Annotated in this window: 12 protein-coding genes; 3 read left to right on the top strand and 9 right to left on the bottom strand. The window is 73.9% G+C overall.

All coding sequences use genetic code 11. The annotated features are described in order from the left end of the window. Window positions 1-82 precede the first annotated feature (82 nt). Window positions 83-937 (bottom strand): EAL domain-containing protein, encoded by an 855-nt coding sequence (locus tag PT931_RS02425; RefSeq protein ID WP_456244053.1) that lies wholly within the window; start codon window positions 935-937, stop codon window positions 83-85. Window positions 938-1,136: 199 nt separating this feature from the next. On the opposite strand from PT931_RS02425, the gene PT931_RS02420 reads away from it, so the two are divergent. Both PT931_RS02420 and PT931_RS02415 read left to right on the top strand, forming a co-directional pair. Then, window positions 1,137-1,505 carry a PH domain-containing protein gene (locus tag PT931_RS02420; RefSeq protein ID WP_456244052.1) on the top strand — a complete coding sequence of 123 codons (369 nt, stop codon included), beginning with the start codon at window positions 1,137-1,139 and terminating at the stop codon, window positions 1,503-1,505. Beyond that, window positions 1,502-2,656: a PQQ-dependent sugar dehydrogenase gene (locus PT931_RS02415; protein WP_456244051.1), complete on the top strand. Its 1,155-nt coding sequence runs from the start codon at window positions 1,502-1,504 to the stop codon at window positions 2,654-2,656. The genes PT931_RS02420 and PT931_RS02415 overlap by 4 nt, the downstream gene beginning before the upstream one ends. Window positions 2,657-2,669: 13 nt before the next feature. On the opposite strand, the gene PT931_RS02410 is transcribed toward PT931_RS02415, so the two are convergent. From PT931_RS02410 to ligA, 7 genes are all read right to left on the bottom strand, one after another. Continuing rightward, window positions 2,670-4,163 (bottom strand): metallophosphoesterase family protein, encoded by a 1,494-nt coding sequence (locus PT931_RS02410; RefSeq protein ID WP_456244050.1) that lies wholly within the window; start codon window positions 4,161-4,163, stop codon window positions 2,670-2,672. A 92-nt stretch (window positions 4,164-4,255) separates the two neighbouring features. Then, a complete protein-coding gene (gene gatB, locus PT931_RS02405; protein WP_456244049.1) occupies window positions 4,256-5,734 on the bottom strand; it encodes an Asp-tRNA(Asn)/Glu-tRNA(Gln) amidotransferase subunit GatB in 1,479 nt (492 codons plus the stop codon). Window positions 5,735-5,736: 2 nt separating this feature from the next. Continuing rightward, on the bottom strand, window positions 5,737-7,212 hold the full coding sequence (gatA, locus tag PT931_RS02400; RefSeq protein ID WP_456244048.1) for an Asp-tRNA(Asn)/Glu-tRNA(Gln) amidotransferase subunit GatA: 1,476 nt from the start codon (window positions 7,210-7,212) through the stop codon (window positions 5,737-5,739). Window positions 7,213-7,216: 4 nt separating this feature from the next. Further along, window positions 7,217-7,513 carry an Asp-tRNA(Asn)/Glu-tRNA(Gln) amidotransferase subunit GatC gene (gatC, locus tag PT931_RS02395; RefSeq protein WP_456244047.1) on the bottom strand — a complete coding sequence of 99 codons (297 nt, stop codon included), beginning with the start codon at window positions 7,511-7,513 and terminating at the stop codon, window positions 7,217-7,219. A 72-nt stretch (window positions 7,514-7,585) separates the two neighbouring features. Then, a complete protein-coding gene (locus PT931_RS02390) occupies window positions 7,586-10,957 on the bottom strand; it encodes a hypothetical protein (RefSeq protein WP_456244046.1) in 3,372 nt (1,123 codons plus the stop codon). A gap of 236 nt (window positions 10,958-11,193) precedes the next feature. Next, the gene (locus PT931_RS02385) at window positions 11,194-13,272 is read right to left on the bottom strand and encodes a putative bifunctional diguanylate cyclase/phosphodiesterase (protein WP_363729988.1); all 2,079 of its coding nucleotides are present in this window, start codon (window positions 13,270-13,272) and stop codon (window positions 11,194-11,196) included. Window positions 13,273-14,208: 936 nt separating this feature from the next. Next, window positions 14,209-16,407 (bottom strand): NAD-dependent DNA ligase LigA, encoded by a 2,199-nt coding sequence (gene ligA, locus PT931_RS02380; protein WP_456244045.1) that lies wholly within the window; start codon window positions 16,405-16,407, stop codon window positions 14,209-14,211. A 27-nt stretch (window positions 16,408-16,434) separates the two neighbouring features. Between ligA and PT931_RS02375 the strand changes: the two genes are divergently transcribed. Further along, window positions 16,435-16,941: a type II toxin-antitoxin system PemK/MazF family toxin gene (locus PT931_RS02375; protein ID WP_456244044.1), complete on the top strand. Its 507-nt coding sequence runs from the start codon at window positions 16,435-16,437 to the stop codon at window positions 16,939-16,941. Here the strand turns inward: PT931_RS02375 and PT931_RS02370 are convergent. Next, window positions 16,938-17,852: a methionine synthase gene (locus tag PT931_RS02370; protein ID WP_456244072.1), complete on the bottom strand. Its 915-nt coding sequence runs from the start codon at window positions 17,850-17,852 to the stop codon at window positions 16,938-16,940. The genes PT931_RS02375 and PT931_RS02370 overlap by 4 nt on opposite strands. Window positions 17,853-17,962 lie beyond the last annotated feature (110 nt).

Raw genomic sequence — 17,962 nt, 5'->3', positions numbered from 1 at the left:
GGCGGTTCGTCCGGACCCCTGGAGCGCTCCCGCCGAGCCGGGCGTTCCCGGCCCGGGGGTCCGCTCGGGGCTCGGCCCGGGGTCAGCCCGCGCGTCGGGTTGCCGCCCACTCCAGTAGCGGCTCCACGTGCTCGGCGGGGGCCGCCCGGCCCAGAACGGCACCCTGCCCGTACCGGCAGCCGGCCGCCTTCGCCGTCGTCAACGCCTCCGCCGTCCCCAGGTCCTGCGCGACCACCTCGTAGCCCAGGCGGCGGCCCAGGGTCACCACCACCGCCGTCGCGGGCCCCGAACCCTTCACCAGGTCCACCGACAGCCGGCGCAGCTGGCGCATGGTGGCCGGCCCGAGGTCCGTACCCCCCAGGCAGACCCGGACGCCGAGCGCGCGCAGACCCGCGAGCTGGCTCGTGACCTGGCGCGAATCGCCCGGCCCCGTCACCTCAACGACCAGGCGGGCCGCCGGCACCCGGTGGGTGGTCAGGGCCGCGGCGACGCCCGCGACGTACGTGACGGACTCCAGTTCGGCGGGCTCGGCACGGACCGAGATCCACAGGTCGCGGCCGTCGGCGAGCCAACGGGCGAGCTGGCGGCACGACCGGTCGAGGACCCAGGCACCGAGCAGGGAACCGAGGCCCGCCTCGGCGGCCATCCGGAGCAGCTCGGCCGGACCCAGCCAGCCGAGCTTCGGATGGTGCCAGCGCGGCAACGCCTCCACCCCGGCGGTCCGGCCGTCAGCCAGGTCCACGACCGGCTGGAACCTCAGGTCCAGCGCGTCCTTCTCCAGGGCGGCCCGCAGATCTCCCCGCTGGGCGGCCGGCAGGCGTCGGGGCCGGCGGCGGTACAGCCACGCCCCGCCCGCGACCAGGGCCGCGAGCAGGCGCAACCAGAGCGCGTCGGCGACGACGGCCACGGCGAGCGCGAAAGTGATGAGAATCGTCATCCGCCCACCTCCTCCCGCTTCCTGTCTAACGACCCGGAAGGTGGCCAGTTACCCGTCGGACGGGGGACGGGGCCGGGCGGCCGGGAGCCGGGTACGGGGCGGGCCGGGTCGGGTGACCTGCTCCGCCGGCCCGGCCGCTGCTCGCAGCCCGCGCGGGCGGCTGTGGGACGATCGGGGCGTGGCCCGACGCGAAGACGTAGTGAGATTCCGGTACAGCGGCGCGATCATGGTCGCGGTCGTGTTCGCCGCGTTCGGCGCGCTGCCGTTCGCGCTCAGCTCGTGGTGGCTGGCGCCCGTGCTGCTCGTGCCGGCCGCGATCGGTCTGTGGGCCGGCCGGGCCGGGGTCGACGCGGCGCCCGAGGGGCTGACCGTGCGGAGCGCCGTGGGCAGCCGGCGGCTCGACTGGTCGGAGATCGACGGGTTCGAGGCTGTCGGGAAGAAGGTCACGGTGCTGCTGCCGTCCGGGGCGACCCTGCCGCTGCCGGCCGTCCGGCCGACCGATGTGCCCCGGCTGGTGGCCGCCGGGGGACGCGTCCTGGGCGGGGAAGCGGATACCCTGGGCTCGTGAAGCCCCCTGTGATCGTCCGCCGGGCCCTGGTCGTGCTCACCACCGCGAGCCTGCTCGCCGGGTGCACCTTCGGTCCGCCCTCGGAGAAGGACACGGGCACCCCGCCGAGGTTCCCGACCCCTTCGCCGTCGAAGTCCGCCACGGACGACGACGACCAGGCCAGCGCGACCGTGATCGCCCGGAACCTGAGCGTGCCGTGGGGCGTGGCGTTCCTGCCCGACGGCGGGGCGCTGGTCACGGAGCGGGACAGTCGCCGGCTGCTCAAGATCGGGCCCGAGTCGACGTCCAGCGGCCTGAAGGTGCAGCCGCTGGCCACGATCGAGGAGGCCTTCTCCAGCGGCGAGGGCGGCCTGATGGGCGTCGCGGTCTCCCCGACGTACGCGACGGACCAGACCATCTTCCTGTACTACACGACGAAGACCGACAACCGCGTCGCGAAGATGAAGATCGGCGAACAGCCCCAGGCGATCATCACGGGCATCCCGGTGTCGGGCATCCACAACGGCGGCCGGCTCGCGTTCGGCCCCGACGGGTTCCTGTACGTGAGCACCGGGGACGCGAGTACGACGGGCAACTCCCAGGACCTGGCCAGCCTCGGCGGCAAGATCCTCCGAGTGACCGCCGAGGGCAGGCCCGCCCCGGGCAACCCGTTCCCCGAGAGCCTGGTCTGGAGCCTCGGGCACCGCAACGTGCAGGGCTTCGACTGGGACGCCGACAAGCGGCTGTACGCGGTGGAGTTCGGGCAGAACGAGTCCGACGAGCTCAACCTCATCGAGCCCGGGAAGAACTACGGCTGGCCCGTCGTCGAGGGCGTCGGCACCGACCCGAAGTACGTGAACCCGCTGACCACCTGGAAGCCCGTCGACGCGTCGTGCAGTGGCGCGGCGGTGGCCGGTGCGATGCTGATCGCGGCGTGCCTGCGCGGGGCCCGGCTGTGGCTCGTCGGGCTGAACGGCAAGGGCAGCCTGCTCGGGGCCCCGGTGTCGGTGCTGCGGGACGAGTACGGGCGGCTGCGGACCGTCGTGCGCGCCCCGGACAACACGTTGTGGGTGACGACGTCCAACAAGGACGGCCGGGGCAAGCCGACCACCGAGGACGACCGGATCCTGCGGATCGTGCTCAGTGGCGCCGGGGGCGTCGGCAAGAGCTAGGCGCCCGGCCCGGTCAGCTCGGGGTCGGCGACGGGGTCGGGCTGGGGGTCGGCGTGACTTCCGGCTTCTTCACGATCCGCCGTTGCAGGGTGACCTCGGAGCGCCCGGTACCCCCGACGGAGATGTCGTCGTAGGCCTGGAGCTTGGCGCCCGAGCTGAAGTACAGCACCGACATGGCCAGCGGGGTCGGTTCCTTCAGCTGGAGCCCGCGCAGCCCGGCCCCGCCGGTCGAGCCCTGGACCATGAGCAGCGTCTCGGCGTTGTACTCGCTGACCTCCCGGTGGTGCTTGTGCCCGGCCAGGATCAGCGGCACCTCGCCCGCCAGGGGGCCGGCCATCGCCGGGTCGTGGATCAGGGCCAGGTCCGCGCCGCCCGCCCGGTCGATCGTGGTCGCCAACTGGTTGCCGGTGTCGAACAGCCGGCGCTTCTCCAGCAGGTCGTTGGAGTCGGCCGTCTTGTCGGGCGTGAACCGGGGGTCTCCGATGCCCGCGATCCGCAGGCCGCCGACCGTCGCGATCCGGTTGTCCAGCACGATCGCGTTCTTCTGCTTGGCCACCTCGGCGACGGTCTCGGCGGAGTCGTGGTTGCCCCGGATGAACACGTACGGCACGTTCAGGGTGGAGATCGAGCCCGCGTACGCCGCCGCCTCGCGTTCCGTCCCCCAGTCCGTCAGGTCGCCGGTGTCGACCACCACGTCGATGCTGAACTGCTGCACCACGGTGCGCACCACGTCCCACGCACCGGGGTTGAGGTGCATGTCGGACACGTGCAGGACGCGGATCGCGCCGTCGCCGGGCTCGTAGACGGGCAGGGTGGAGACGGTGGTGTAGAGCTTGCCGACATTGGTGACCAGGCGTTGCAGCTCGCCGCGGTACTGCTCGTAGCGGGACGCGATCTTGCGCGCGTCACCGACGACGGCGGGCGCGTTGACCAGCAGCCCGTCGTAGCGCGGCTCGTCGATCGCGTCACCGCGGAACGTCGCGAACGCCGTGCCCAGGCTCGCCACGACCAGCCCGAGGGCCAGGCCGCCGACCTGGGCGACCCGGCGGGTCCTCCGGTAGACGAGCGCGGACAGCAGCATCGCGCCGAGCAGGGCCGCCCCGACCGACTGGACCACGGCCCGGGTGATGCCCTCCTGGGCGTCGGTGAACGCGCTGGCGCTGGCCGCCTCCAGGCCGTTGGGGTCGGAGACCAGCTTCTGGGTACGGGCCTGGTCGAGCGCGTCGAGGCGGATCGTGAGGCGCTCCGGACCGGCGTGGCTGTCCAGGGTCAGCGAGCCGAGCGGCGGGATGACGACCTGGGTGCCGCCGTGCAGCCCCGGGGACAGCGAGAACTCCGCCTGGAACGGGCCGAGCTGGCCGGTGGTGGTGCCGCCGATCAGCAGGCCGAGGACGACGCCGGTGACCGTGACGGCCAGAATCCCCAGCCAGCGGACAGTGCGGCGGGTGAACCGGGAGCGCATGGCGTCGTCGAGAACGGTGAGCAGGGCACGCAGGCGGATGGCCATGCCGCCATTGTGCACGGCGGGCGGGCCCGTGGCGCGAGGTGCCGCCGTGACCGGGCACGGCGGCACCTCGTAACCATCAAACGATCTTGAACTTAGGCGAGCCGCTCCAGCACGAGGGCCCGGACCGTCTTCGCGTCGGCCTGGCCGCCCGTCGTCTTCATGACCGCGCCGATCAGCACGCCGGCCGCGCCCTGGTTGCCGCCCCGGATCTTGTCGGCGACGTCCGGGTTGGCGGCGATGGCGGCGTCCACGGCCTCCAGCAGCGCACCGGTGTCGGACACCACCCCGAGGCCCCGGGCGGTCATGATCTCCGTCGGGGTGCCCTCGCCGGCGACGACGCCCTCGAGGACCTGGCGGGCCAGCTTGTCGTTCAGCTTGCCCGCGTCGGTGAGCTCGACCAGCTCGGCGATGTGCGCCGGGGTCACGCCCAGCGCGTCCAGCTCGACGCCGGACTCGTTGGCGCGCCGGGCCAGCTCGCCCATCCACCACTTGCGCGCGCCGTCCGGGCCCGCGCCGGCGTCGATGGTCGCCGCGATCAGCTCCACCGCGCCGGCGTTGAGGATGGACTGCATGTCGTGCTCGTTGATGCCCCACTCGTCGCGGAGCCGCAGCCGGCGGAGGCGGGGCTGCTCGGGCAGGCCCGCGCGCAGCTCCTCGATCCAGGCGGCGTCGGGGGTGACGGGGACGAGGTCGGGCTCCGGGAAGTACCGGTAGTCCGTCGCCTCCTCCTTGCTCCGCCCCGGCGTGGTGACCCCGGTGTCCTCGTGGAAGTGCCGGGTCTCCTGCTTGATCTTCCCGCCGTTGTCGAGGATCTCCGCCTGGCGGATGATCTCCGAGCGCACGGCGCGCTCGACGGACCGCAGCGAGTTGACGTTCTTCGCCTCGGTCCGGGTGCCCCACGGCTCGCCCGGCTTGTTCAGCGAGGTGTTCACGTCACAGCGCAGCGAACCCTGCTCCATCCGGACGTCGGACACGCCCAGGGCGCGCAGCACGTCGCGGAGCTCGGTGACGTAGGCCTTCGCGACCTCCGGGGCCATCGCGCCCGTGCCCGCGACCGGCTTCGTCACGATCTCGATCAGCGGGATGCCGGCCCGGTTGTAGTCGACCAGCGAGGACGTCGCGCCGTGGATGCGGCCGGTGGCCCCGCCCAGGTGCAGCGTCTTGCCGGTGTCCTCCTCCATGTGCACGCGCTCGATCTCGATCCGGACCGTCTCGCCGTTGACCTCGACGTCCAGGTAGCCGTCGAAGCACAGCGGCTCGTCGTACTGGCTGATCTGGAAGTTCTTCGGCATGTCCGGGTAGAAGTAGTTCTTCCGCGCGAACCGGCACCACTCGGCGATCGAGCAGTTCAGGGCCAGGCCGATCTTGATCGTGGACTCGATCGCGACGGCGTTGACCACCGGCAGCGCGCCCGGCAGCGCCAGGCACACCGGGCAGACCTGGGTGTTGGGCTCCGCGCCGAACTCGGTCGGGCAGGAACAGAACATCTTGGTACGGGTGCCCAGCTCGACGTGGGTCTCCAGCCCGAAGACCGGCTCGTACGCCTTCGTGACCTCTTCGACAGTCGTCATCTCTACAGCTCCGGCGGGGTCAGGGTGCCGATGGTGGACTCGAGCGCGGCGGCGACCCGGTACATCCGGTCGTCGGCGAGGGTCGGGGCCATCACCTGGAGCCCGACGGGCAGGCCCTCGGACAGGCCGCACGGCACGGAGATGGCCGGGCCGCCGTACAGGTTCGAGGGGATCGTGTACAGGTCCGCCAGGTACATGCTCGACGGGTCGGCCATCCGGGCACCGAGCTGGAACGCCACGAACGGGGTGGTCGGCGAGATGAGCGCGTCGACCTTCCCGAACGCCGCCTGGAAGTCCCGCGTGATCAGGGTGCGGACCTTCTGGGCCTGGCCGTAGTAGGCGTCGTAGTAGCCGCTGGACAGGGCGTACGCGCCGATCATGATCCGGCGCTTCACCTCGGGGCCGAAGCCGGCCTCACGGGTCAGCGACATGACCTCCTCCAGGCTGTGCACGCCGTCGTCGCCGGTGCGCAGGCCGTAGCGGACGCCGTCGAACCGGGCCAGGTTCGAGGAGCACTCGCTGGGGGCGATCAGGTAGTAGGTGGGCAGCGCGTACTCGAAGTGCGGGCAGGACACCTCGACGATCTCGGCGCCGAGCTTCGTGAGCGCCTCGACCGCGGAGTGGAACGCGGCGACGACGCCGGGCTCCGCGCCCTCGGCCGACATGAACTCCTTGACCAGGCCCAGCTTGACGCCGGTCAGGTCGCCGGACATGCCCTGCCGCGCCGCCTCGACCACCGGCGGCACCGGGACCGGGATGGACGTGGAGTCGCGCGGGTCGTGACCGCCGATCACCTCGTGCAGCAGGGCCGCGTCGAGGACCGTGCGGGCACAGGGGCCGGGGGTGTCCAGGGAGCTGGAGAACGCGACCAGGCCGTAGCGGGACGTGCCGCCGTAGGTCGGCTTCGCGCCCACGGTGCCGGTGACCGCGCCGGGCTGGCGGATCGAGCCGCCGGTGTCGGTGCCGATCGCGAGCGGGGCCTCGTAGGCGGCCAGGGCTGCCGAGGAGCCGCCGCCGGAGCCGCCCGGGATCCGGGTCAGGTCCCACGGGTTGAAGGTGGGGCCGTACGCCGAGTACTCCGTGGAGGAGCCCATCGCGAACTCGTCCATGTTCGTCTTGCCCAGGATCACCGTGCCGGCGGCCTTGAGGCGCTCGACGAGCGTCGCGTCGTACGGCGGCTTCCAGCCCTCCAGCATCTTCGAGCCCACGGTGGTGGGGATGCCCTTGGTGGTGACGACGTCCTTGACCGCGATCGGCACGCCCGCGAGGGGGCCGAGCTTCTCGCCGGCCGCGCGGCGGGCGTCCACGGCCTTCGCGGCGGCCAGCGCGCCCTCGATGTCCACGTGCAGGAACGCGTGCACCCGCTTGTCGACCTTCGAGATCTGGCCCAGGTGCTCCCGGGTGACCTCGAGCGAGGACGTCTCGCCGGAGGCGATCAGCGCGCCGAGCTCCGCGGCCGTCTTCTTGATCAGGCTCACGTGTCTACTCCTCGTCCAGGATCCGGGGCACCCGGAACCGGTCCTCGGCCTGGTCCGGGGCGCCCGACAGGGCCTCCGCCCGGGTCAGGCCGGGGCGCGGCTCGTCGGGGCGGAACACGTTGGTCAGCGGCACCGAGTGCGACATGGGCGGGATGTCGTCGGCGGCGACGTCACCGATCCGGGCGACGGACTGCAGGATCACGTCCAGCTGACCGGCGAACATGTCCAACTCTTCATCGGTCACAGCTAGCCGCGTGAGGCGCGCGAGATGCGCGACCTCCTCGCGGGAGATGGCGGTCATCGACTCGCTCCTCACGTAGTCCTGCTCGAACCGAACGATTCTATTCGCCGGCCTGTTACCGGCAGATGTCGGCTACTCCCCGACGGTGGCGGCGGCGAGTGCCACGTCCCGGACGTCCGGTTCCTGCCTGGCCCGCAGCGCGGCGAGCACGCCGCGGGCCTCGGCCGTCCAGGCGGTACGGGCGCCGGCGACCAGCAGGTGGACCGCGAAGAGTCCTCCGGCCAGGTCGCCCCGGGCGGCGAGCCTCGTCGCGACGTCGACCAGGGTGGCCGGCGGGGCCGTGGTCGCCGTGTCGAAGGTCAGCCTGGCCGCGAGCACCGGGCGGTCCCGGACCAGGTCGGCGAGTTCCGCCAGGTCCGCGGCCAGCGTGTCGGGGTCTGCGGTGAACCGGAGCTCGCCGTGCACCAGGTCGACGGCCGTGGGCAGCCAGTCGCGGGTCTCCGCCAGCCTCGCCGCCACGGCCAGGGTCGCTTCCCGGCCGGTGCCGGGGTTCGGGCGGTCGCCGAGCCGGGCCGCGAGGCTGACCAGCCGTCGCCGGGCGGGAAGATCACGACCTTCGACGGGTACGTGGTGCTCCAGCGCCAGGAGCCGTTCCGTGGCGTCGAGGAGCGCCGGGCCGGCCAGCCCGGACCTGTGCAGGGCGGCGAGGGCTCCGGCGGCTTCCGGCCAGTCGGTGCGCCGGTCGAGGTCGACGAGGTGGTCGACGAGCGCCGTGGCGGCGGTGCCGGGGTCGGGGAGGTGCCCGGCCCAGGCGGGAAGGACCGCCCAGGCGGCCTTGCGCAGTACCGGGTCGGCGGCCCGGGTCGCGCGGAGGACCAGCTGGGCGTAGCGGGAGCGGTGGCGTGCCGGGAGGGTGTGCGGGGCGGGGGCGAGTACGGCCGCCGCGACCAGGGGATCCTCGGCCAGGGCGGCGTCGGTGACCCGCCAGGCGCGCTCGTCGTCCAGGAGGCCCGCCACGGCCCCGACCACCGCGTGCCGGACGTCCCGGTGCCGCTCGGCCTCCCAGGCCGCCAGGAGAGCCGGCAGGCCGGCGGACCGGGCGTCGCGGCCCAGCAGGCGCGCCGCCTCCTTGCGGCTGGTCACCTTCAAGCCTCCCGCGAGCACCGGGCCGAGGGTGGCGGGCAGGGTCGACGGCCGGGCGAACCGGACCGCGCGGGCGGCGGCGTACACCGCGACCCGGGCCTGGTCCGTGTCCGCCCGGGACAGCAGGAGGGGCAGGTGGTCGGCCGGGCGGTCCGTCCAGATCAGCCCGCCGAGCGCTGCCTCCGCGAGCCGGGTGTCCGGGGAGTCGACGTACGCGCCGAGCACCGGGAGCCCGTACTCCGGGATCCGGGCCGCCGCGCCCAGCGCCGCCACCCGCTCGTCCCCCGGCCGTCCGGCGTCCGCCGCGACCCTGGCGAGGAGGTCGGCGTACGCGCGCCGCTGCCGGGGCAGCCACCGCTCCACGGCCAGCGGGTACGGAGGCACCCAGCGCGCGCCCCGGGCCAGGTACCGCCCCTCCGGCGCGCGGTCGAGCACCACGTCGAGCAGGTCCTGGCGGCGGTGGCAGAGCGCCCGCCACACGGCGGGGACGGTCACCGAGGAGGTGTCGGCGCGCAGTACCTCCTCGACGCGGGCGGAACGGGCGCGCGGGTCCGCCAGGTACAACGTGACGGCCTGTGTTCTGTGCGGCTGGTCCGGGTCTGCCGCCCGGCGGAGCAGTTCGGCGAGCGCCGGCACCGCCCAGCCGCGCCGGCCCAGGGCGCGGGCGACCCCGAACAGCGGCGCGGGGTGGTCCCGGTCCAGGGCCCGGGCCAGCCACGGCCCGACGGCGGCGAAGAACGCGTGCTCCTGGCCCCGGCGCAGGGTCCGGTCGAGGGGCTCCAGGTGGGGCACGGACCGGGACTCGAAGAGCCGCTCGAACGTCCGCGCGGCCCAGGCGGGTTCCGTGCCGAACAGGCGCGCGCCCAGAGCGCCGAGGGCGCCCCGGGTGCCGTCCCGGGCAGCGAGGGTGTCGTCCACCAGCCGGTCGAGCACCGGCAGCACACCGGCCCCGAATCGGTCCGCCGGTGCGGCGGCGATCGCGGCCAGCACCCGGGCGCGCACCGGGTCCTGCTCGTTGCGCAGCCGGGTGAGGCCGGCCAGCACCTCGGTGAACGCGGCCGGGTGCCGCTCGCGGACGGCGCAGGCGATCAGGGCCTCGTAGGCCTCGGCGCGCCGGTCGGCGTCGGGGTGCCGGGTCTCGGGCTCCAGGGTGGGGCGGGCGTCGGCGAGGGGCAGGTAGGCGCTGTAGCGGAGAGTGGCGTCGCGGTCCTCGCGGATCCGGGGCAGCGCGAGGATCCGGCGCGCCTCGGCGGCCCGGACGGCGTGCGGGAGGACCGCGAGGACGGCCGGGTCGGTTGGCGGCGCGTCGCGGGGCAGGGTGGAGGGAACCTCCCGGTCGGTTGGCGGCGCGTCGCGGAGAGGGGCGGCGGGCACGTCCGGCCCGGTGCCGGGAGCTGCCGGGGTGGCGGCCCCGGCTGCGTCCCGTCCCGCGGACACGGCGGCGAACAGCTCACCCCGGCGGGACGGCGGCAGGCTGGCCAGCACGGCCGCCCAGAGCCGCGGGTGGTGCTCCCGGAGCATCGCCGCGAACCCGGCCAGCAGGGCGGGCTCCAGCCGGCCCAGGGCGCGCAGCACCGGGCGCGGCAGGGTCGTGTACCGGTAGATCCCCCGCCGCTCGGGGGCGGCCAGCACGGCCAGGGTCCGGGCCGGCTCGGCCGTCAGGAGCGCGCCGAACGCCACGAACCGCCACGGCAGCCACTTCGGCGGCAGGTAGCGTTCCAGCAGGTCGAGGACGCGGGACGGCCGGCTCCGGTTCGCGGCCAGCACCCGGGGACAGTACCGGGACCACCACTCGTGGCGGTCCGCGTCGCCGAGCGCGGCCAGTGCGCGCTCCGCGTCGTCCAGCATCGCGTCCGGGAACCGGTGGGTGAGCGCGACACCGGAGCCGACCGCGTGCCCGATCCGGGGGAGCCACGCGCGGACCACCGGCTCCGAGCAGGCGGGCAGCAGCTGGGCGGCCTCGCGGTCCCCGTACCGGTCGAGGGTTCCTGTGATCAGGTCTTCGGCGAGGGCGGTGCGGCGGCCGGAGCGGATCACGGCGTAGACGCGGCGGCGCAGCTCGGCCGGCGTGTCGTCGAGAACCCCGGACAACACCTCGTCGGGTACGCCGACCCGCCCGCACGCCCCCAGCGCCGCCGCCCGGACCACCGGATCCGCGTCCCGCAGCGCCCCCTCGATCGTGGGGCGGTGCCGGGCGACCATGGCCACGAACACGGCGTTCCGCCGTGCCTCCCGGTCACCGGCCGCCAGTGCCGCGAGGGTGCCGTCCGCGGTGAACTGGTGCGCGCGCTCGGCGAGCAGGCGCATCCGCGCGGGGAACGGGAGCGGGTCCAGCTCGGCCAGCAGGGCGTCGGGGCGCATCGCGTGATTCTGCCACCGGCCCGCCCCGTGCGGCGCGCCCTTTCCGAAGCCGGCCGCCTCGGTAGGCGCGGGGCGGCCGCCCCGGAAGGCGCGCCGCTATCCGTGCCCCGGGGCGACCGGCGCTCCGCACCGCCCGCCCCGACCGTCAGTGCTCCGTGCCCGCCCCGGACGAAGCCCGCCGCCCACGGTTCAGTTCGATCGCGCCGCATCCCCGGTACCCGTCGAACCGGTCCTTCTCAGGAAGCCGCCTCGGGCTGACTGGGCACCGCCCGTAACAGCATCGGCGGCCGGTACTTCGCCAACCACCGCGGCAGCTCGTCCGCCGGCATCGGCCGCGCGTAGAACCAGCCCTGCGCCACGTGGCACCCGTGCGCCACCAGCCACCGCCACGTCCGCTCGTCCTCGACGCCCTCGGCCACCACGCGCAGCCCCAGCGCCCCGGCCAGCTCGATGATGGACCGCACGATGGACGCGTCGTCCTCGTCGGTACTCATCCCGAGCACGAACGACCGGTCGATCTTCACCTCGGACAGCGGGAGCCGCCGGAGGTGCTGCAACGACGAGTACCCGGTGCCGAAGTCGTCCAGGGACAGCGCGACGCCGAGCCGGTCGAGCCGTTGCAGGGTGGCGAGCACCCGGCGCGGGTCGGCCATCAGCGCGCCCTCGGTGATCTCCAGCTGGATCTGGTCGGCGGCCACGTCGTGCTCCGCCAGCCGCTGCGCCAGGTAGTCGACCAGGTCGGTGGTGTGCAGGTCGCGGACCGACACGTTGATCGCGGCCCGCAGGTGCATGCCGCCCACGGCCCACCGGGCGAGCTGGGCGAGCACCTCGTCGATCACCCGGTACGTCAGCAGGCGCATGACGCCCGAGTGCTCCGCGACCTTGATCAGCTCCTCGGGGCTGACCAGCCCGCGCACCGGGTGCCGCCAGCGCAGCAGGGCCTCGACGCCGACGACCTCGCCGCTGCTCATGTCGACCTGGGGCTGGTAGTACAGCGCGACCTCGCCGAAGCCGGGCGTCTCCAGGGAGCGCCGCAGGTCGCCCAGCAGGCCGAGCCGGGCCGGGGAGTTGTGGTCGGACTCCGGCACGTACACGGCGACGGTGTCGCCCCGGGTCTTCGCGTCGTACATCGCCACGTCCGCGTGCCGCAGCAGGGTCGTGAAGTCCTCGCCGTGGTCGGGGGACAGCGCTATCCCGATGGAGCTGGCCACATCGAGCGGCATGCCGTCGAGGCGCACCGGGTCGTTGAGGGCCAGCGAGATCGTGTTGGCGAGCGCCTGGGCCGCCTCGACGTCGGTGATCCGGGGCGCGAGGACCGCGAACTCGTCCCCGCCGAGCCGGGCGACGACCGCGTCGGCGGGGACGCACGTCGCCAGCCGGCGGCCGACCTCGATCAGCAGCCGGTCCCCCACGGCGTGGCCGAGCGCGTCGTTGACCTGCTTGAACCGGTCGAGGTCCAGCACGATCAGCGCGAGCCGGCGGTCCTGGGCGTGGCTCGGCACCTCGCGGAGCGCCGCGATCGCCTCCTCCACGCCGGTGAACAGGGCCTTGCGGTTGGCGAGCCCGGTCAGCGGGTCCAGCAGGGACAGCCGCTCGTGTTCCTGGGAGAGCCGGGCCGTGCGGTACACCGCGTAGAGCGGGACGACGATCAACGGGATCAGCCAGCCGCTGGTCTGCGCGGCGGCCACCAGGAACGGGCCGAGGAGCAGCAGCGCGAAAGCGGCCAGCCCCTCGGAGCCGACCGTCGTGGTGAGCGTCTGCCGCCAGGAGCCGCCGAACCGCAGCCACACGGCGGTGGCCACCAGGCCGTGGCTGACGGCGAACCACACCGAACAGGCCAGCAGGAGGAGTACGACGTCGTGCCGGTTGACCGTGCCGTCGCGCAACGGGATCGCGGGGGCGAGGCTGAGCACCCCGTACGCGGCGGCGAGGGCCAGCGTGTACTGGCCGACGTTGAACAGTCCACGCCAGAACGAGTGGCGCATCCGCCAGGCGAAGACCAGGGTGGCCGACGCCTGGATCAGCACGGCGGCCGGCAGGCCCCACATCAGCAGGGCCGCGAAGGCGAAGCACACCGACGGGAACACGGCCACAGACTGGCGTGGTCCGGTGGCGTTGAACGGGCGCGCGTCGGCGGCGCACGCCAGGGCGAACATCAGCCAGTAGGTCCCCGGCAGCGACAGCAGGGGTGTGCCCTGCTCGAGCGCCGCGGGTACGACGACGGCGATCGCGGCGAGAATGACCAGGCCCAGGTAGCCGAAGAATGCAAGACGCCGCCCTGGCGGCGCTGAATTGCGCAATGACGTCGGCTCCATACACCCCTCCCGACGCCATCAGCCCCGTCGAGGCCACGCTGGCTCGACGATCGCCCCCCAGCGACCCACCGCGCTCGCTTCTGGATACTTGAACGCAACCAGGACGAGCGCGGTAACGGCGTCTGTGTTGAGTATCACCCTTGGCGGCCGAGCGGGTGTATCGCCGTGCCAGAACGTGCGCGAATCGTTGCTTGCGCAAGCTGTTTCACACAGACATGCACCAATTCGTTACTTGATCACGCAATTGGATCTTCCGCGGACCCTGTTCGGGGGCGGAATCGGGCCTTCGACCCGGCGGCCTTACGCCTGAGGCCGGGGCGAGGCGCCGGGGGCGAGGCGCCGGGGGCTGAGACCGAGGGGCGTAGGCCGGGGGCGAGGGCTGGGAGCCGCAGGCCGGGGCCGGGCCGACGTACCGGGACCGGGAGCCGCAGGCCGGAGCCGGGGGTCGGGCCGGAGCCGGGGGTCGGGCCGGGGCCAGGGCGGGGCCGGGGCTGGGGCCAGGGCGGAACCGGGAGCCGTAGGCCGGAGCCGGGAGCCGGGCCGGGGCGGGAGCCGCAGGCCGGAGCCGGGAGTCGGGCAGGGGCCGGTGCCGGTGCCGGGCCGGGGCCGGGGCCGGAGCCGGGGGTCAAAGGCCGGAAGTCGCAGGCGGGGGCCGGGCGCCGCAGGCCGAGGCCGAGCCGACGTGCCAGGGCCGGAGCCGGAGGCCCGAGCCCGAGCCGGAGGCGGAACCGGAACCGGAACCGGAACCGCAGGCTGGAGGACCGAGCCGGGGCCGGGAGCCAGAGGGGGCGGCCGAGCCGGGAGCCGGAGCCTGACGGCCCAGGCCAGCGGGAGCCAGCCACCGCACCCGAACCCCGCAGCTCCAGCCACCAAGCACTCAAACCCGACCCCCCGCCCGGACGGTCGGGCCGAGCCACCCGCGCCCTGCCGTCCCAGCTACTCCCCCGGCTCGATCACCGCATCGACCTCGGGCCCCGTCTCACCGCCGGGCTCCCCGATCTGCGCGACCTCCCGGGCGGCGTCCGGCCCGTCGGTGAGCAGCACCCGCAGCCCGTCTGAGTCCAGGATCGGCACCTTGGCGGCGACCGCCTTGTCGTACTTGCTGCCCGGGTTCTCCCCGACCACCACGAACCCGGTCTTCTTCGACACCGACCCGGTGACCTTGCCGCCCTGGGCCTGGATGGCCTCGGTCGCCCCGTCCCGGGAGAAGCCCTCCAGGGTGCCGGTCACGACCACGGTCACGCCCTCCAGCGGCCGGGGGCCCTCGTCGCCACCCTCCTCCGCCAGCCGGACGCCCGCGGTGCGCCATTTCTCCACGATCTCGCGGTGCCATTCGACGGCGAACCACTCGACGACGCTCTCGGCGATCCGGGGGCCGACCCCGTCGACGGCGGCCAGCTCGGCCTGCTCCGCCGTGGCGATCCGGTCGATGTCGCGGAACTCGCGGGCCAGCGCCCTGGCCGCCGTCGGGCCGACGTGCCGGATGGAGAGGGCCACCAGGATCCGCCACAGGGGACGCTCCTTGACCTCGTCCAGGTTGACCAGCAGCTTCGTGGCGTTGGTGCCGAGCTGGCCGGCCCGCTTGCCGCTGGAGTTCACGAAGAACGGGCAGCTCAGGAGCTTGTCCTCGGTGAGGTCGAACAGGTCGCCCTCGTTGGTCAGCACGCCCGAGTCCAGCAGGGCCACCACGGCCTTGAAGCCGAGGACCTCGATGTCCAGGGCGGAGCGGCCCGCCAGGTAGCTCAGGCGCTCGCGGAGCTGGCCGGGGCAGGCCCGGGTGTTCGGGCAGCGGATGTCGACGTCGCCCTCCTTGGCCGGCGCCAGCTCCGTGTGGCATTCGGGGCACTCGGTGGGCATCACGAAGGGACGCTCGGAGCCGTCCCGCAGCTCGACGACCGGCCCGAGGATCTCCGGGATCACGTCGCCGGCCTTGCGCAGCACGACCGTGTCGCCGATCAGCACGCCCTTGCGGGCCACCTCCTGCGCGTTGTGCAGGGTGGCGAACTCCACGGTCGAGCCCGCGACCAGCACCGGGGACACCATGGCCCGCGGCGTGACCCGGCCGGTGCGGCCGACCTGCGGGATGATGTCGAGGAGCTTGGTGTTGACCTCCTCCGGCGGATACTTCCAGGCGATGGCCCATCGGGGCGCGCGGCTGGTGGAGCCGAGCCGGCCCTGCACGTCGACCTCGTCCACCTTGACCACGACGCCGTCGATCTCGTGCTCGACGTCGTGGCGGTGCTCGCCGTAGAACCGGATGAACTCGCGGACCGCGTCGAGCCCCTCGACGACCTTCCACCGCTCGGACGTGGGCATCCCCCACGCCTTCAGCTGCTCGTACGCCTCCGACTGGCGGGTCGGCGTGAAGCCCTCGCGGGCACCGATGCCGTGCACGATCATCCGGAGCTGGCGGGACGCGGTGATCCGGGGATCCTTCTGGCGGAGCGAGCCGGCGGCGGTGTTGCGCGGGTTCGCGTACGGCACCTTGCCCTGCTCGACCAGCTGCGCGTTGAGGTCGGCGAACTGCTCGCTGGGGAAATACACCTCGCCGCGGATCTCCACCAGGGCGGGGGCGTCGCCGGTGAGCTGGTCGGGGATGCCGGCGATGGTGCGCACGTTGGGCGTGATGTCCTCGCCGACCCGGCCGTCGCCCCGGGTCGCGGCGCGGGTCAGCCGGCCGTGCTCATAGGTCAGGTTGACGGCGAGGCCGTCGATCTTCAGCTCGCACAGGTAGGTGACCGGGCCGCCGGCGTCGCGCTCGACCCGGGTCGCCCAGGCGGCCAGCTCGTCGTCGTCGAACGCGTTGTCGAGGCTGAGGAGCCGCTCGGCGTGCTCCACCGGGGTGAACTCGGTGACATAGGACCCCGCGACCTGCTGGGTCGGCGAATCCGGGGTGCGCAGCTCGGGGAACTGCTCCTCCAGACCCTCCAACTCGCGGAGGAGGACGTCGAACTCGCCGTCCGTGACCACGGTCGTGTTCAGCACGTAGTAGCGATACCGATGATCATTGATCTCTTCGGCCAGAATCTTGTGCCGCTCGCGCGCCGCCTGCTCAGACGTCAACCCAACCTCCCTGGTTCTTTTCGCCAGGCTAGTCGGCCCGTACGACACTTTCGGGCCAGGCCCCGCCGGCATACAGTGGGAAAACCCCAGGAGGTACGCATGTCCAACCTCTATCCCGGCGCGGCTGCGGTCATCTGTCTACTCCTCGTCGGGCTGGCCGCCATCCTGATCGTCAACATGAACCAGCGCCGCCGCCAGCCCTCCGCCCCACCACACTGGACGGGCGAGGTCCACAACACCCCCGACCTGCACGACCGTCCGCCCGGGCCCGCGTGGCTCGAAGGCCCGCAGCCCGGCGAGATCTGGTGGGCGGACGTGCCCTTCGCGGACGGCGAGGGTTCCGAGCAGCGGCCGTGCCTCGTGCTCCGGACGCACAAGGACCGGGCCGACGTCCTGAAGATCACGAGCCAGGACCAGGGCCGCGGCCCGAGGTACGTGGCGCTGCCGCCCGGCGACTGGGACAGCGGCGCGGGCCAGGACAGCTGGCTGGACCTGTCCGGGTTCTTCCGGGTGCACAACGCGGCGTTCGCGCACCAGACCGGGGTGTGCGACGAGAAGACCTGGTGGCAGGTCCGCCGCTACCACGAGACCGGCTGGGTCCCCTAGCGTTCCAGGAGCCGCTTGGCGGCCTCGGCGCACGCGCGCAGCGTCGCGTCCGCCACCTCGGGCGAACTCCCGGCCAGCCCGCACGTCGGCGTGACCACGACCTGGCGCGGCAGGTCTGCCGGCCTGAGTCCGAGCTTGTTCCACAGGTCCTCGACCCGGTCGGCGGCGGCCTTCGACGAGGCCCGGCCGACGGAGGGCGCGACCCCGGCGAGCAGCCCGAAGCCGGCGTCGAGCGCCTCGCCCAGCGGGTCGAGGTTGCCGAGCAGCGACAGGTCCAGGGCGACGCCGACCGCCCCGGCGGACCGGATCAGCGCGACGGGCACGTCCGGCGCGCAGCAGTGCACGACGACCGGCGCGCCGACCCCGGCGACGAGCCGCGCGAGCGCCTCGGTGGCGTCGGGCGCGGGGACGGCGGGGAAGACCCCCAGGCCTGATTCGGTACCGATGTGCCCCGCCAGGACCGCCGGCAGCGAGGGCTCGTCGAGCTGGACGAGGACGGTCGCACCGGGCACCCGGGCGGACACGGCCGCGACGTGCTGGCGCAGGCCCTCGGTGAGCGAGTCGACCAGGTCCCGGACCGCGCCCCGGTCCCGGAGCACCGCCCCGCCCACGGGCAGCTGGAGGCTGGCGGCGAGGGTCCACGGGCCGGCGGCCTGCACCTTGAGCGGCCCGGTGTAGCCCTCGGCGGCCACGGTGAACGCGTCGAGGTCGCGGGCCCACCAGTCGGCGGTGCGCCGCGCGTCCCTGCCGGGCCGGCCGGTGAGCTGCCAGCGGGCCGCGTACAGCTCGACGGGCATGTCCACGAGCAGGCCCATGGTCCGGCCGAGCATGTCGGCCCCGGCGCCGCGCGCCGGCAACTCCGGCAGGTACGGCAACGGCAGTTCGAACGCGACCCCGAGCGCGTCGCCCATCGCCGACCCGGGGTGCGACCCGATCCCGGTCGCGGCCCCCGGAGCCCACGGCAACCCCCGGCCGTCCCCAGCCCCCGGCTGCGCGACGGCGTCGTGCTCCCGGTCGATCG

This window comes from Longispora urticae (genome assembly GCF_053902585.1).
The sequence above is the reverse complement of the archived record's forward strand: the minus strand, read 5'-3'. Positions and strand labels throughout refer to the sequence as shown.